A 15,172-nucleotide genomic window follows, 5' to 3' on the forward strand; every position below is an offset into this window, starting at 1 on the left:
TATCTTCTCTTCATATCTGATACCACTTAATTGTGGTTTTTTTGTTTTTGATCCCTGCATTTTTCTTTCATATCCCTTCCTGCATGTTGTAATGTCTGTTTAAAGACAGCTTGTTTTATTCGTCATGCTTCCTTACTGCTTCCCTGGCTGTGCTTGCTCTTCATGCACCCTGCATTTAATTGCTGCTTAAGCTGTTTTTGTGGCTTTGTCCGCCTGCAAAGCTCTAAAGCAGTGGAGTTGTCTGCTAGTGATATTTTTATAGCGTTAATTGCTGTAAAAAGCCTTGAAAAAAGCTTTTTAAGCTGTGCAAGTGCCCTTTGTTTAGTGATATTTTTCAATCAGTTGCTGGCGTTGTTTTCGCCTGTATTAAACGTAGGTATTAGCGCTGAGGAGAATACAAGATGACGCGACAAACGGTAGTGCTAGGGGCAGGCATGGTGGGTGTCAGTATTGCATGGCATTTACAGCGTCGCGGGCACCAGGTCACCTTGGTGGACAGACGCCAGCCTGGTCGGGAAACGTCGTTTGGTAATGCGGGCATCATTCAGCGAGAAGCGGTGCGTCCTTATGCATTCCCTCGTGATATGAAAACCATTTTAAGCGTGCTGCCTAACAAGCGCGTGGATATTCGTTATCGCCCGGCAGGCATGCTGAATGCCGCTTCACCCCTGTTAAGCTATTGGCATAACTCTTCATCAGGCCGCTATAAAAAAATCATTCCTGAGTGGGCTTCTCTCATCCAATTGTGCTTAAAAACGCACGGTCCGATGATTGAAGCTGCTGGCGCCGAGCACTTGGTGCGCCGTGAAGGGTGGTTAGAGATTTACCGCACGCAGTCGCGCTTGGAAAAACGTATTAAAGAGGCTGAAGAAGCTCGTGAGCATTATGGGGTGCAGTTTAACGTGCTGGATCGTGCAGGCATTGAAAGCAAAGAGCCGAATTTAGGTAAGGATATTATTGGCGCTATTCATTGGCTGGACCCCTGGACGGTGGCCGATCCGGGTGCCTTGGTGGCCGCCTATGCGCAAGATTTTATGGACAACGGAGGCAAGCTTCTTCAGGCGGATATTCAAAAAGTTGAGCAAGCAGGCGAGCGCTGGCGGATCGTTACTGAAACGCAAACCCTTGACACTGATGGCGTGGTGGTTGCCTTGGGACCATGGTCTGGCGAATGGATGAAAGGGCTGGGCTATCATTTTCCTACCTTTGTTAAGCGTGGCTATCACATGCACTATGCTGCCCAAGCGCCAGCCAAGCTGAATTACTGGTTAATGGATGCTGAAGTTGGCTATTTGCTGGCGCCCATGAACGCAGGAGTGCGTCTGACGACCGGTGCTGAGCTTGATCGAATAGAGTCGCCCGCTGATGAGCATCAGCTGGAAGCGGCGGAAAAAGTGGCCAGGACTATTTTTCCGCTTGGCGAGCGCTATGATGCGGCCGCCTGGAAGGGCGCGCGCCCCTGTTTGCCAGATATGAAGCCGATTATTGGACCGGCACCACGCCATCCTGGGTTATGGTTAGCATTTGGGCACGGGCACCAAGGGTTTACCCTTGGTCCAGCGACAGGTCAGCTATTGGCTGACATGATCGAAGGCAAGCCGACAGAAATTGATATGTCACCCTTTCGAGCTGAGCGGTTCTAAATCGCCACGCCGCTTTGTAGGTTGTCCGGTTATTTGCTAAGCTGATTTGACGTTTGACTTCTGAGGGCAGGCTTTATGGATGTATCTATAAGCAATACGGTGAGTACAGCGCTTTATATGAATCAAGCGCAAACTGCTGAACAGGCCCAAATGCAGATCTTCAAAGACGCATTGGATATTCAGGCCCAACAGGTCACGGAAATCATGGCGTCAGCGGATATGGGCGCTGAACCCAATCTTGCTCAAGAAGGTAATGTGGGTACGCAGGTTAATACCTACGCTTAGAACGTTGTCTGCGACCACCATCAGCTAGCATTTTAAAGCGCCGACCCGTTCGGCGTTTTTTGATTGGGCTCAAAAGTGATTTTGCAGGCCTCGCTCGCGCGGACACATGGTAGTAGCCCTTAAAATGTCCCAGCATCCATCATGTGTCTTCCCCCAAGGGTTTCAAGGCGCAGGTTTCAATGAACATGGCACCAAAACGGTCATAACGTTACAATCTCGCCCCATTCTGAATCACTCAGCCAGAGTCGCGTTACGTTGCTGAGTACTAATTTCTGTAGAGGCAAGATGAAAGACACTCAGTTAGCCCAGGAAGCGGATCTGCGCCGCACATTCGCTATCATTTCGCACCCTGATGCGGGTAAAACAACCATCACCGAAAAAATGCTGCTGTTTGGGAATGCTATTCAGCTGGCAGGCTCGGTGAAAAGCAAGCGTAATGACCGACACGCGACGTCTGACTGGATGAAGATGGAGCAGGAGCGGGGAATCTCGGTGACGACCTCCGTTATGCAGTTCCCCTATGGCGGTCGTGTTGTGAACTTGCTGGATACGCCAGGGCACGAAGACTTCTCGGAAGATACCTACCGAACGCTGACCGCCGTTGACTCCGCTTTGATGGTGATTGATGGCGCCAAGGGTGTCGAAGATCGGACCATCAAATTGATGGAAGTGTGTCGTTTACGTGCCACGCCCATCCTGACTTTTATTAACAAAATGGACCGTGATATCCGTGACCCTATTGAGGTGATGGACGAAGTCGAGACGGTTTTAAATATTCAGTGCGCGCCCATGACATGGCCTGTTGGTATGGGGCGTCATTTCAAGGGTGTCTACCACCTTTACAATGATGTTATCCATCTGTATACCCAGGGTCAGGGCAGCCATATTCCGGAAGACAAGCGCATCGAGGGCTTGGATAGCCCTGAGGTTGATGCCGTTCTGGGCGAAGAGCAGGCCGAAGAGCTGCGTATGGAAGTCGAGCTGGTGCGGGGCGCTTCGCACACGTTTGATCTTGAGGCTTATCGGCGAGGTGAGCTTACGCCCGTCTACTTCGGTACTGCGATGGGGAACTTTGGTGTACGCGAGATGCTGGACGGCTTCGTCGAGTATGCGCCTGCCCCTCAGCCGCATAAAACTGACCTGCGTGAAGTAACCGCTCACGACGAGCGTTTCACCGGGTTTGTATTTAAGATCCAGGCCAATATGGATCCTAATCATCGGGACCGTATCGCTTTTTTACGTGTTTGCTCCGGCAAATATGAGAAAAACATGAAGATGCGCCATGTGCGTATTGGCAAGGATGTCAAAATTGCCGATGCGTTGACGTTTATGGCATCTGATCGTTCCCATGTAGAAGAAGCCTGGCCGGGTGACATCATTGGCTTGCATAACCATGGCACGATCCAAATCGGGGATACCTTTACCGTCGGCGAGGATATGCGTTTTACCGGTATTCCTCACTTCGCGCCTGAGCTTTTCAAGCGAGTTCGCCTGAAAGACCCGCTGAAAATGAAAGCGCTTCAGAAGGGCTTGCAGCAGCTTTCCGAAGAGGGCGCTACTCAGGTCTTCATGCCTATGGATAACAACGATCTAATCCTGGGGGCGGTGGGCACCTTGCAGTTTGACGTGGTCGCCCATCGGCTAAAGGAAGAGTACAAGGTCGATTGTCTGTATGAGGGGGTCAACGTACAAACGGCCCGTTGGGTATATTGCGACGATGCCAAAATGCTCGAAGAGTTTAAGCGTAAAGCCAGCACGAATTTGGCTATTGATGGGGGCGGTTACTTAACCTACATCGCACCTACTCGGGTTAATTTACAAATGACCCAGGAGCGCTGGCCCGATATTCGCTTCCAGCCCACACGAGAGCATTAAGTTAGCTACTCTTTAAGATAAGCAAAGGTTGGCAAGCCCAGGGAGGGGCTTGCGCGGTATATCAACAGGGAGGCCCGGCAGTGCTTATCGATGCCCATTGTCATCTGGACTTTAGCGCGTTTGACCAGGACCGCGATGCTGTTTTTGCAGCAGCACACGCGGCCGGTGTCTCTCATTTCATTGTGCCTGGCACTACTCGGAAGCGCTGGCAACAGGTGCTGGCGCTAGGTGAGCGCAATGATGTTAGTGTGTGCTTGGGCCTCCACCCCTGTTTTATGGAACAGCACCAGCGCGATGAGGATATCCTTGCGCTGGAGCAGGCGCTGTATTCAAATCCAAGGGTCGTAGCGGTTGGAGAGTGCGGTATTGATGCACGCTTTAAAGATTCTTGGGAGCCGCAGTGGCGCCTTTTCGATGATCAGCTGCGTTTGGCCAAGCAATACAAGCTCCCTGTCGTGGTTCACTGTGTGCAGGCCAATGACAAGGTCAGTAAACGACTGCGCCAGTTAGCGCTTCCCCAAGCGGGGCTGATTCACGCCTTCTCAGGCTCTATAGAGCAAGCCCAAAAGTTTTTAGACGGAGGCTTTGTACTGGGGCTTGGGGGCGCTGTTACCTATGAGCGTGCTCAGCGGCTGCGGCGAACGGTAGCGGCATTACCCAATGATGGCTTTGTACTGGAAACAGATAGCCCTGATATGCCCCTTAGCGGCCATCAGGGTGAGCGTAACGACCCCCAATGTGTTGCTCGCGTGTGCCGCGTCGTGGCCACGCTGCGCAACCAAACAGAAGAAGAGGTGGCGGCACATAGCAGTGCCAATGCCGCCCGGTTGTTTAAGCTTAAGGCTTTTCAGGATTCTTAAACGAGTGAGCCTAGCCCTTGTAAGCCTGGCCCTTTAACGTGGCCGCCAGCTGTTCAGGGTCAAGCCGTTCAATAGCGTAGGGTAGCGGCAGTAGGGTGATTGCGTTGCCTTCCCAGTAAAGCGGTATCGCTTCTTCTGTCGCCTTGGTATTCATCACCGCCAACAGCTCCACACTATCATTATCACGTCTTACGCTTGTAACGACCTCGCCCATGGCTTTATCCAGCTCGGTTTTTATGCTGGCGCCTGTCTCGGGTAGCGTTGTCGATGTAAGTTCAGCGTGAACCAAGCGTTTTTTAACTTGTCCACGAAAGTGTGCTCGGGCTACCACTTCCTGTCCTGTGTAGCAGCCCTTCTTAAAGCTAATGCCCCCTAGTGCTTCCCAGTTCAGCATTTGAGGCAGAAATTGATCCTGCTGAGCCTCTGAGAGCCAGGCAATTCCGCTGCGAATGTCGGCAAGTTGCCAGGCAGCCTGCTGGGCTTCGTCGTCCACCACCTGTTGAGAGGATGCCTCTGTCGTTGTCTCAGTCGTGCAAAACAGCCAGCGAGGCATTTTCCCGGCCACGCGTACAACGCTTGATTGTTCATTAACGCTTTGTGCGTATGGTTGTTCAGGAAGGGTTAATCCCAGTGACTCAGCTAAGGTTCCTGCTGCTTTGCTGGCGCCAATAAACGTGATGTTTGTGTTATGGATCAATTCAGCCCGATAAAACGCGGCAAATTTTTTTAAATGGGCCGCCAGCGAGTCGGCAAGAGAGACACTAAGGATAAGTCTAAAGTGTTCAGCGTTAAGGCGCAGCAGCTGACCATTGGCGAGCATTCTTCCTTTGGGTGTGCAAAAACACGTAAGAGGGGCAAACTCGCCATCCGCTAAACTTACCTGAGCGCTTGTTTGGCCCTGCAGGAATTTTTCAGCATCTGCCCCTGTTACATCCAGCGCTGCCAAGTGATGAAGGCGCACATTGTCGGTGATCGCAGTAGAGGGGATAACCGTTGCCATATAGACTCCTGATGAGTAGCTGATCGCTGAAAGTAGGATTAGGACGCCGCGCTTCTCAACCTGTGGGCTAATGATACTAATTGCAAGGTGTAATAGCGTGCTAGAATCTTTCTGTTGTATCAGTTTTGCATAAGGTTAAGTGAGGAGGGTAGCGTAATGGCACAGCAATCGTTAACGTTTCAAGGCGTAAAAAACGCTGATCAAGTCAACAAGATTACCACGGCGTTGATGATGTTGGAGGGGGTTGATAGTGCAGAGGTAGGTCGCCACGGCGCAGATGTGGATGGCCGTGTTAAACGTGAGGCACTGATCAACGCTGTAGAGAAGCTCAAACTGGGAGTGAAAGTATCCTGATGCATCCGCCTATTACGGTAATCAGCCAGCGTAACCATGTATTTCGCCAGCGTATTGAGGTCGATAGCCTGGAGGCCCTGTATGCCGATGTTCCCACTCTGGTTGGAGGCGAAGGCAGTGCGCCCGACCCTCACGACTATTTCGATATTTCTCTGGGAACGTGTAAGGCCATTACGGTGCAGATGTATGCCAAGCGCAAGAAGTGGCCGCTTACCGCGATTACTGTCACGGTGCAGCGGGACGACAGTGAGGAGGCGCATGGAACTTATAAATTGAATGTAGCGTTAACACTGCATGGGATCAGCGACCCGGAACAGCGGGCACGCCTGGAAGAGATCAGCCATCGCTGCCCCATCCAGCGCCTGATGACGCAGGCAACTGTCGATATCACTACGCACGTTATTTAACTTTTCATTCAGGAGCAATGATGAGCAAAGAGTTTCGGTTACAGTCGAAATTTAAGCCTGCCGGTGACCAGCCAAATGCGATAAAAGACTTGGTAAGTGGCCTGGAGTCAGGACTTGCCCATCAAACGCTGCTGGGTGTAACCGGGTCGGGCAAAACATTCACCATGGCGAATGTGGTTGAGCAGCTTCAGCGCCCGACCATTGTGATGGCACCTAACAAAACCCTCGCGGCTCAGCTTTATGGAGAGTTTAAGTCCTTCTTTCCGGATAATGCTGTCGAGTACTTTGTTTCGTATTATGACTACTATCAGCCCGAAGCCTACGTACCATCATCGGATACGTTTATCGAAAAAGATGCCTCTATCAATGACCATATTGAGCAGATGCGTCTCTCGGCAACCAAGGCGTTGCTTGAACGTCGTGATGCGCTCATCGTTGTTTCCGTTTCTGCTATTTACGGGTTGGGTGACCCCGACCAGTATTTAAAAATGCGTCTGCACTTTACCCGCGGCGAGTTGATTGATCAGCGTGCCTTTTTGCGTCGTTTGGCGGAGCTTCAATACACCCGTAATGACATGGACTTCCGCCGAGGTACGTACCGCGTGCGCGGGGATGTTATTGATATTTTTCCTGCTGATTCTGATGAAGATGCGGTAAGGGTTGAGCTGTTTGATAACGAAATTGACTCTATTCGCATTTTTGATCCGCTAACCGGGGACATACGGGGCCAGGTCCCGCGTATGACAATTTACCCCAAGTCCCACTATGTGACGCCACGTGAAACCATTTTAGGCGCGATTGACTCAATAAAAAATGAGTTAAAAGAGCGCCTTGAATGGATGCGCAAGCATGAACGCTTGGTAGAAGCGCAGCGCCTTGAACAGCGTACGCTTTACGATATCGAGATGATGCTGGAGCTGGGTTACTGCAACGGTATTGAGAACTACTCACGCTACTTATCCGGGCGTGCGCCTGGCGAGCCGCCGCCCACGTTTTTTGACTACCTGCCTGACGACGCGCTGCTGTTTATTGATGAGTCTCACGTCAGCGTGCCTCAGGTGGGCGGTATGTATAAGGGTGACCGTTCACGTAAAGAGACGTTGGTAGAGTATGGTTTCCGCTTGCCTTCGGCGTTGGATAACCGTCCCATGAAATTCGAAGAGTGGGAATCCATTGTTCCTCAAGCTATTTTTGTTTCGGCGACGCCAGGCAAATATGAAGCCGAACATGCGGGCCAAGTCGTTGAACAGGTTGTGCGTCCTACGGGGCTGCTGGATCCTGAAATTGAAGTGCGCCCGGCCAGCACTCAGGTGGACGATCTGCTTTCCGAGATCGGCTTGCGTACTGCCGCCGGTGAGCGCGTACTGGTGACAACGCTAACCAAGCGTATGGCTGAAGATTTAACAGAATACTTTGATGAGCATGGGGTGCGTGTTCGCTATTTGCACTCCGATATCGATACCGTCGAGCGGGTGGAAATTATTCGTGATCTGCGCTTGGGCAAGTTTGATGTGTTGGTAGGTATTAACCTGCTGCGCGAGGGGTTGGATATTCCAGAAGTTTCGTTGGTGGCGATTCTAGATGCTGACAAGGAAGGCTTCCTGCGTGCAGAGCGCTCGCTAATTCAGACCATTGGACGCGCGGCACGTAACGCTCACGGTAAAGCCATTTTGTACGGTGATCGTATTACCGACTCCATGCGCAAAGCGATTGATGAGACAGAGCGTCGTCGGGCCAAACAGCAAGCGCACAATGAAAAGCATGGTATTACGCCAACCACCGTGACGCGCTCCGTGGCAGATATTCTGGAAGCTGCGCAAACCCCCGGCAAAAAGAGCAGCCGCAAGCGTGGGTCCGAGCGTAAGGTGGCAGAAGGTGCCGGTGATTACGATATCGCCAGCATGGGGGCGCATGATTTGTTAGCCGCTATCAGCAAGCTGGAAGACGCAATGTTTGAGGCAGCGCAGAATCTGGAGTTTGAAGAAGCAGCGCGCCTGCGCGATCAACTGCATCAAATGAAAGAAAAACAGCTGGCGCTAGGATAGAGATATGCCAGAAGGCCCCGAAATCCGGCGGGCAGTCGAGCCGAGCGCATAATTAGAAACTTATACCGTTATCTTGTTTTGGATTGTCAAAACATCACTATCAAACTCACTCAATGGTAGTTAAGAAATCGTAGAAGCTGCCGCTTGGGGATCAATACGGTATACTGCTTGCACGCTTAAACGGCTATTTCCACCTTCGTTAAAGTAGCCGTAGACAAGACGAAAACCAAGGAGCTGTTACTCCATGACCGTGATTCGCCAGGACGACGTGATACAAAGCGTTGCCGATGCTCTGCAGTATATCTCTTACTATCATCCTAAAGATTTTATTGATGCCATGGATGCAGCATATAAACGGGAACAAAACCCGGCTGCAAAGGATGCTATCGCGCAGATTTTGATTAACTCGAGAATGTGCGCTACTGGCCATCGGCCTATCTGCCAGGACACGGGTATTGTTACCGTCTTCGTTCATGTAGGCATGAACGTTACCTGGGACGCGGATATGAGCCTGGACGACATGGTCAACGAAGGTGTTCGCCGCGCTTACCAGTTGCCCGATAACGTGCTGCGTGCATCCGTGCTGGCAGACCCGGACGGGAAGCGCCAAAACACCAAAGATAATACGCCGGCTATTATCCACCACAAGCTGGTGCCTGGTGACAAGGTCGACATTCACGTTGCGGCAAAAGGCGGCGGCAGTGAAGCGAAATCCAAGTTCGCGATGCTTAACCCCTCTGACAGCGTTGTCGATTGGGTCATGGAGCAGCTTCCCAAAATGGGGGCAGGGTGGTGCCCGCCGGGCATGTTGGGTATTGGGATCGGCGGTACGGCTGAAAAAGCGATGCAAATCGCAAAAGAAGCACTGCTTGACCCTATTGATATTCAGGACCTGCAAGCACGTGGCCCGAGCAACCGCGCTGAAGAACTACGGTTAGAGCTTTTTGATAAGGTCAATAAAAGTGGTATTGGCGCTCAGGGTCTCGGCGGCCTTACCACGGTGTTGGACATAAAAGTAAAAGATTACCCGACCCACGCGGCGAATAAGCCGGTTGCTATCATTCCTAACTGTGCGGCAACTCGCCATGCGCATTTCACGCTGGATGGCTCAGGCCCTGCAGCGCTTGATCCGCCGAAACTGGAAGACTGGCCAGAAATTACCCGTGAAATGGGTGATAACGTGAAGCGCGTTAATCTGGATACCGTAACACCCGAAGAAGTTAAAACCTGGCAGCCAGGTGATACGCTGTTACTGAATGGCAAACTACTGACTGGTCGTGATGCTGCTCATAAGCGCATGGTGGATATGCTGGCGAAAGGCGAGCCACTGCCTGTTGATATGAAAGGCCGGTTTATCTATTACGTTGGCCCAGTTGACCCGGTACGTGACGAAGTGGTGGGGCCCGCAGGGCCCACAACGGCGACACGGATGGATAAATTCACGCGCACCATGCTCGAAGAAACCGGACTTTTGGGTATGGTTGGTAAAGCGGAACGTGGCCAAGTGGCCATAGACGCAATCCGCGATAACGAGGCTGTCTACTTGATGGCGGTGGGTGGCTCGGCTTACCTGGTCGCTCAGGCAATTAAAAAATCCCGGGTCGTCGGTTTTGAGGACCTGGGGATGGAAGCCATCTATGAGTTTGAAGTAGAAGATATGCCGGTCACCGTAGCGGTTGATAGCCAGGGCACTTCGGTTCATCAAACCGGACCGGCCAAATGGAAGGAGATTATTGCTCAAACGGCATAAGGCAGTCTGTGCTGTATGAGTGATTAAATTACAGAAGCCCCGTTCATACGGGGCTTCTGTGCATTGAGAACCATAGCGATACCCTGTTTGAAATATCCATACGTTTAATGGAGATGTAGGTATGGTCTCTTGGCTGCTAGGGACAAGCATTATGCTGATACACCTGTTAGGGGTGATGTCGGCGATCATGGCGCTAATGTCTAGCCGGACATCACAAGGTGCCGTCGCATGGATTATCTCTCTTCTTACCTTTCCTTATATCGCTTTACCGGCCTATTGGTTCTTTGGTCGGCCGCGCTTTTATGGATACGTAATGGCCCGCGGGGAGCGCGATAGCGTGTTAAGGCGTGTGCTTGCTCGCTACCAGGAAAGCTCCTTACCTTATTTAGTCCCGTTTTCTAATTCTGATACACAAGCAGTAGAGCAGTTGGCCATGATGCCTCTCACTCGGGGCAATAGCGCTGAGTTGCTTATTGATGGTGACGCCACGTTCAATAGCTTGTTTAACGGTATTGATGAAGCAGAGCACTACTTACTGCTGCAGTTTTTTATTGTGCGAGATGATGCGCTGGGCCGCCGTCTTCAACAGCACTTGCTGGGTGCCGTACGCCGCGGGGTACGGGTGTATTTTCTTTACGATGAAATTGGTAGTCGCAAACTCAATGAGGGCTATCTTCGGGAACTGGCCGCAGAAGGCGTAGAAGTCAGCCCGTTTCGCTCCTCAAGAGGCTTTAAACATCGCTTTCAGCTCAATTTTCGTAATCATCGCAAGGTAGCTGTTGTCGATGGTAAGCGGGGTTGGTTAGGGGGCTTTAATGTGGGGATTGAATATCTGGGCCAGGACCCACGCCATGGGCCTTGGCGTGACACGCACCTGACACTGGAAGGGCCCAGTGTATTGGGGCTACAAGAAGCTTTTTGGGAAGATTGGCACTGGGCAACGGGGGAGGTCACCAGCTTGAATTGGCAGGCGGAAAGCCACCCTAATATTGATCAGAACGTTGTTATTGTCCCTTCAGGCCCCGCAGACAAACAGGACACAGCCAGCCTGTTGATTCAGCAATTGATTCATAGTGCAACGCATCGGCTATGGGTCACCAGCCCCTATTTTGTACCCGACCAAGGCGTTCAGGATGCGCTACGCTTGGCCGCCATGCGGGGAATTGACGTACGAGTAATGATTCCCGAGCGGCCAGACCACCTGCTGGTATTTCTCTCGGCCTTTGCTTTTTTGGCCGATATGTTAAAAGCAGGCGTTAAAATATACCGTTACCAACCTGGGTTTCTACACCAAAAAGTAATTCTGATTGATAATGATGCCGCCACCGTAGGTACGGTAAACTTGGATAATCGTTCATTTCGCTTAAATTTTGAAATTACAGCGTATATTCCTGACACCATATTTGCCGCCGAAGTGCACACCATGTTGGTGAAAGACTTTAATGATTGTCGGCGTATCACAATTGATGAAATTCAACAGCGTCCATTATGGAAAAAAGTAGTATCACGGGCGGCGTATTTAATGTCGCCTGTCCAATAGCAATAATCGGCAAAGGAGTGTTGGGTGAATCTTGAAACAAAATGGCTAGAAGATTTTGTCGCACTTGCGAATACACGCAGCTTTTCAGCGTCTGCCCGCCAGCGTCATGTTACTCAACCTGCTTTTAGCCGCCGCATTCGAGCACTGGAACAAGCCATTGGCGTAACCCTTGTTGACCGCTCAACAACTCCCGTAGGGCTTACGTCAGAAGGGCAGTTGTTTCTGGTGACGGCGCGAAACCTCGTTGAACAGCTTAACGAGTCATTAAGTCATTTGCGTGGCTTGTCGATTGCCAATGAAGCACTTGATATTGTGGCCGCTCACTCATTGGCATTAAGCTTTTTCCCCCCTTGGATTTCACGCCTTCAGAAAGGCCTTGGAGAGCTGCCAACGCGTTTGGTCGCCATGAATGTAGGCGAAGCGATCCACGTGCTGCGTGAAGGTAATTGCGATCTCATGCTGGCCTATTATGACCCCTTTGCCACTATGCAGTTGGATGCCGAGGTTTTCCCGTCCTTCTCGATAGGCAAGGTCAATATGCTGCCCGTCTCGCTACCCGACGAGACGGGGAAACCCTGTTTTTCGCTGCAGCAAGAGGCCTCAATTCCCTACCTGGCTTATACCCAGGGCGCTTTTTTAGGGCGTAGTGTGCGAATGTTGTTAAAGAATGACCCTTTGCGTATGAAATTACGTACGGTTTATGAAACCGCCATGGCAGAAGGATTAAAAGGCATGGTACTTCAAGGCATTGGAGCGGCGTGGATCCCGGATTTTTGTATTCGTGAAGAGCTCAAAAGTGGGCGCTTGGTCAGGGCCGGTGATGAAAGTTGGGACATACCGCTCGAAATTCGCCTTTATCGCTGCTCGTTGGTACACAAGCCTGGTGTTGAGAAGCTTTGGCGTCAGATGATGAAGCTGCCACGTGATTTTTTACAAGCGTAATGGGTTAAGTTGACGTGCCGAAGTCAGCAGGCAGGCCAAGAAAGTTTTGAATAATAAAAAAATGATCTTCGAATAGGCTGTCTGGCTCTAAATCAGCCAGTGCCACCCACCGTGCATGATCACCGCCTTTAACGGGTTTTAAACGTGGCAGCTGTTGGTCTGGGCGTAGTGCAAAGTAGAAAGCTTCCGCTAGCGTGCGTCCTCGCCAGCTTCGGTGCGGCTCATCAAAAAGGCGCTGCCCACGTAATGATCCTTTTAGAACGGGTTCTGGTACTTTCAAGCGCAGCCGTTCCCTGAGCTCCCGCAAGCACGCATCCAGCAGTCGCTCATGAGGGTTAATGAATCCGCCAGGCAGCGCAAACAACCCTTTACCGGGTGCTGAATTACGGCGCACCAGAAGTACATGCCCGGATTGCACAACCACCGCATTCACGGTAACAAAAATAGGTGGGTAGGGAGCATGTGACCAGGCTTGATGGTACTGGTCCAGTAGTCGTTGCTCTTCCAGTAATTGTTGATAGGCGCTTTCGCGACAAAATTCGCTAACGCGACTGACCACGCCGGGCGGCAGGTCATGATAAGCCCCCGTGCTCAAATAATCGTCTGAAGCGCTTGGCGATCGAAACAGTCGTTCACGAATCTGGCTGGCTGAAATGCCTTCAATCAGCGGAACGCTGACGGATTCCCACTGCGGAAACAGAGACAAGTAGTAGCTTGACTGACCACGGCTTGCACCGATCAAACCAATGCGTGGTAAACGAATATTAGCCGGTGCGGCTAAGTCTCGTACCTTTCGCTGTACATCTCTTACCCAAACATCATCGTTGTAAAGAGCATCCAGCAGCGGCGTGATTTCTAACCGCTGGTTATCAGCATCATCAAACCCGGAACGAATCATTGCCTGGCGTTCATCAAAGCGCCATGGATTTCTCAGCGAGCGCGCCTGCCATGCAGAGCCTACCAGTACAATGACCTGACGTGCTTGATTAAGTGCTTCACGGATAACGGCCAAGTGGCCTAAGTGAGGAGGCTGAAAACGCCCAATAAATACCAAACAATCAAAGGTGTAAGCAGGCGTAGAGCATGTTGCATCAAGGGCCATGGTGGTTCCTTTAACATTTGGTCAAATAACAGCGTCATTATGAAGAGAGCGGTTCAGCGGTGCAATCTGACGAAGGCTACGTACTGCACCCGTATTGGGTATGCTGCTAAGCTATTGCACATAAAGCCATCCATAAATGACGCAAGGGACTGAATATGACTAAAGACACCCTCACTTTTTGGTGGAAGGTGGTCCAGGATGCAACGAAGCTATGGTTAGAGCGTCATGCGTTTAGCTTCGCGGGCTCATTAGCGTTTTATACGCTTTTTTCATTAGCCCCTACTGTCATTATTGCCGTTGCGGTTATCGGTATTGTCTTTGGTGAAAACGCTGCTCAGGGTCAAATCGTGGCCCAGCTGCAGGACTCACTGGGTACCGATGTGGCCTCCGCGATTGAAGAGGCCGTTATCCACTCTCGGTTCGAAGAGTCTGGTGTATTGCCTTCTGTGTTAGGCGTTTGTGCTCTGTTAGTCGGTGCAACAACCGTCTTTGCGCAAATGCAGCTTTCACTGAACACCATATGGGGAGTGATCGCCAAGCCGGCCAGTAACAGCTTGTTTGTATTTATAAAAACGCGCTTTTTATCGTTAATGGTTGTCTTTCTCATTGGTTTTATTCTATTAATTTCGTTGGTATTAAGTATTGCTTTGCGAAGCATCCTGCAAATGGCAGGTGACCTTGTCCCGCTCGCCGGCTATACCACGACACTATTGGACTCTCTTGTGTCACTTGGCGTCGTTACCTTGCTATTTGCGGCTATTTTCAAAGTGTTGCCCGATGTAGTGCTGCGTTGGCAGGATGTCTTAACCGGGGCTGTTGTCACGGCCGTACTGTTTACTATCGGCCGCACCGTGATTGCGATTTATCTCACCTATACCGCAACGGCATCGACATACGGCGCTGCCGGGTCGGTGGTGATGGTATTGCTGTGGGTGTATTACTCGTCACTGATACTTCTGTTCGGAGCGGCCTTTACGCGCTCGCTTTTGCTACGTCGAGGCAGAAAGCTTATTCCGCGAAACAGTGCCGTTCAGGTTAGGCAGGAAGTTTTGGAAACAGAGGCGTTTACGCCCAGGATAGCAGGAGACGAATAGTGTCAACGTGTTGCATAAAAGCCTTGGTCACCGGAAAAGTGCAGGGCGTAGGGTATCGCCGCGCCGTTCAAAAGCAGGCGTTACCGGCAGGAGTAACCGGTCATGCCAAAAATCTGGCGGATGGGCGGGTGGAGGTTCTCATGTGTGGCGAACATCAGCGTGTGAACATGCTGCTGGAGTGGCTTTGGCAAGGCCCTGCTAATGCGCAGGTAACCCATGTCGAATATGAGGCATTAGCCCAATGCCGCGCTCCTGATGCTTTCACGACGCATTAG

The 15,172-nt window shown here is 51.2% G+C and carries 14 protein-coding genes; 12 read left to right on the forward strand and 2 right to left on the reverse strand.

Annotated features, from left to right (window positions below):
• Nucleotides 1-401 precede the first annotated feature (401 nt).
• The 4 genes from ACT3T7_RS01510 to ACT3T7_RS01525 all read left to right on the forward strand — a co-directional run bounded on the left by ACT3T7_RS01510 (nucleotide 402) and on the right by ACT3T7_RS01525 (nucleotide 4,663).
• Nucleotides 402-1,643: an NAD(P)/FAD-dependent oxidoreductase gene (locus ACT3T7_RS01510; RefSeq protein WP_172116590.1), complete on the forward strand. Its 1,242-nt coding sequence runs from the start codon at nucleotides 402-404 to the stop codon at nucleotides 1,641-1,643.
• A 75-nt stretch (nucleotides 1,644-1,718) separates the two neighbouring features.
• Entirely contained in the window at nucleotides 1,719-1,928 is a 210-nt protein-coding gene (locus ACT3T7_RS01515; protein ID WP_172116591.1) for a putative motility protein, read from the forward strand.
• Nucleotides 1,929-2,213: 285 nt separating this feature from the next.
• Nucleotides 2,214-3,803: a peptide chain release factor 3 gene (locus tag ACT3T7_RS01520; RefSeq protein ID WP_193053530.1), complete on the forward strand. Its 1,590-nt coding sequence runs from the start codon at nucleotides 2,214-2,216 to the stop codon at nucleotides 3,801-3,803.
• An 80-nt stretch (nucleotides 3,804-3,883) separates the two neighbouring features.
• Nucleotides 3,884-4,663 (forward strand): TatD family hydrolase, encoded by a 780-nt coding sequence (locus tag ACT3T7_RS01525; RefSeq protein ID WP_444629856.1) that lies wholly within the window; start codon nucleotides 3,884-3,886, stop codon nucleotides 4,661-4,663.
• Between the two features lie 10 nt (nucleotides 4,664-4,673).
• Here the strand turns inward: ACT3T7_RS01525 and ygfZ are convergent, their stop codons facing one another.
• Complete coding sequence (gene ygfZ / locus ACT3T7_RS01530) at nucleotides 4,674-5,663, reverse strand: CAF17-like 4Fe-4S cluster assembly/insertion protein YgfZ (RefSeq protein WP_444629857.1); 990 nt, start codon at nucleotides 5,661-5,663, stop codon at nucleotides 4,674-4,676.
• A 156-nt stretch (nucleotides 5,664-5,819) separates the two neighbouring features.
• On the opposite strand from ygfZ, the gene ACT3T7_RS01535 reads away from it, so the two are divergent.
• From ACT3T7_RS01535 to ACT3T7_RS01560, 6 genes are all read left to right on the forward strand, one after another.
• Nucleotides 5,820-6,017 (forward strand): hypothetical protein, encoded by a 198-nt coding sequence (locus ACT3T7_RS01535; protein WP_087105479.1) that lies wholly within the window; start codon nucleotides 5,820-5,822, stop codon nucleotides 6,015-6,017.
• Nucleotides 6,017-6,424: an OsmC family protein gene (locus ACT3T7_RS01540; RefSeq protein ID WP_192526950.1), complete on the forward strand. Its 408-nt coding sequence runs from the start codon at nucleotides 6,017-6,019 to the stop codon at nucleotides 6,422-6,424. The genes ACT3T7_RS01535 and ACT3T7_RS01540 overlap by 1 nt, the downstream gene beginning before the upstream one ends.
• A gap of 20 nt (nucleotides 6,425-6,444) precedes the next feature.
• Nucleotides 6,445-8,469 carry an excinuclease ABC subunit UvrB gene (gene uvrB, locus ACT3T7_RS01545; RefSeq protein ID WP_444629858.1) on the forward strand — a complete coding sequence of 675 codons (2,025 nt, stop codon included), beginning with the start codon at nucleotides 6,445-6,447 and terminating at the stop codon, nucleotides 8,467-8,469.
• Between the two features lie 244 nt (nucleotides 8,470-8,713).
• Nucleotides 8,714-10,219, forward strand: a complete 1,506-nt coding sequence (locus ACT3T7_RS01550; RefSeq protein ID WP_172116596.1) for a fumarate hydratase — start codon at nucleotides 8,714-8,716, stop codon at nucleotides 10,217-10,219.
• Nucleotides 10,220-10,340: 121 nt separating this feature from the next.
• Complete coding sequence (gene cls, locus ACT3T7_RS01555; RefSeq protein WP_444629859.1) at nucleotides 10,341-11,759, forward strand: cardiolipin synthase; 1,419 nt, start codon at nucleotides 10,341-10,343, stop codon at nucleotides 11,757-11,759.
• A 24-nt stretch (nucleotides 11,760-11,783) separates the two neighbouring features.
• A complete protein-coding gene (locus ACT3T7_RS01560; RefSeq protein WP_087105473.1) occupies nucleotides 11,784-12,701 on the forward strand; it encodes a LysR substrate-binding domain-containing protein in 918 nt (305 codons plus the stop codon).
• Between the two features lie 4 nt (nucleotides 12,702-12,705).
• Here ACT3T7_RS01560 and ACT3T7_RS01565 read toward each other — a convergent pair whose 3' ends face one another.
• Nucleotides 12,706-13,803, reverse strand: coding sequence for a bifunctional nicotinamide-nucleotide adenylyltransferase/Nudix hydroxylase (locus tag ACT3T7_RS01565; RefSeq protein WP_172116598.1), 1,098 nt, complete (start codon nucleotides 13,801-13,803; stop codon nucleotides 12,706-12,708).
• A 155-nt stretch (nucleotides 13,804-13,958) separates the two neighbouring features.
• On the opposite strand from ACT3T7_RS01565, the gene ACT3T7_RS01570 reads away from it, so the two are divergent.
• Together ACT3T7_RS01570 and yccX are read left to right on the forward strand one after the other, a co-directional pair.
• Nucleotides 13,959-14,897 (forward strand): YihY/virulence factor BrkB family protein, encoded by a 939-nt coding sequence (locus tag ACT3T7_RS01570; protein ID WP_172116599.1) that lies wholly within the window; start codon nucleotides 13,959-13,961, stop codon nucleotides 14,895-14,897.
• Nucleotides 14,897-15,172: an acylphosphatase gene (yccX, locus tag ACT3T7_RS01575; protein ID WP_172116600.1), complete on the forward strand. Its 276-nt coding sequence runs from the start codon at nucleotides 14,897-14,899 to the stop codon at nucleotides 15,170-15,172. The genes ACT3T7_RS01570 and yccX overlap by 1 nt, the downstream gene beginning before the upstream one ends.

It is taken from the genome of Halomonas sp. 111 (assembly GCF_052379685.1).
Classification (GTDB): Bacteria; Pseudomonadota; Gammaproteobacteria; order Pseudomonadales; family Halomonadaceae; genus Vreelandella; species Vreelandella citrativorans.

Coding starts and splice junctions, on each gene's coding strand:
- ACT3T7_RS01510 (WP_172116590.1), top strand. CDS start 402: ATGACGCGACAAACGGTAGTGCTAGGGGCAGGCATGGTGGGTGTCAGT.
- ACT3T7_RS01515 (WP_172116591.1), top strand. CDS start 1,719: ATGGATGTATCTATAAGCAATACGGTGAGTACAGCGCTTTATATGAAT.
- ACT3T7_RS01520 (WP_193053530.1), top strand. CDS start 2,214: ATGAAAGACACTCAGTTAGCCCAGGAAGCGGATCTGCGCCGCACATTC.
- ygfZ (WP_444629857.1), bottom strand. CDS start 5,663: ATGGCAACGGTTATCCCCTCTACTGCGATCACCGACAATGTGCGCCTT.
- ACT3T7_RS01535 (WP_087105479.1), top strand. CDS start 5,820: ATGGCACAGCAATCGTTAACGTTTCAAGGCGTAAAAAACGCTGATCAA.
- ACT3T7_RS01540 (WP_192526950.1), top strand. CDS start 6,017: ATGCATCCGCCTATTACGGTAATCAGCCAGCGTAACCATGTATTTCGC.
- uvrB (WP_444629858.1), top strand. CDS start 6,445: ATGAGCAAAGAGTTTCGGTTACAGTCGAAATTTAAGCCTGCCGGTGAC.
- ACT3T7_RS01550 (WP_172116596.1), top strand. CDS start 8,714: ATGACCGTGATTCGCCAGGACGACGTGATACAAAGCGTTGCCGATGCT.
- cls (WP_444629859.1), top strand. CDS start 10,341: ATGGTCTCTTGGCTGCTAGGGACAAGCATTATGCTGATACACCTGTTA.
- ACT3T7_RS01565 (WP_172116598.1), bottom strand. CDS start 13,803: ATGGCCCTTGATGCAACATGCTCTACGCCTGCTTACACCTTTGATTGT.
- ACT3T7_RS01570 (WP_172116599.1), top strand. CDS start 13,959: ATGACTAAAGACACCCTCACTTTTTGGTGGAAGGTGGTCCAGGATGCA.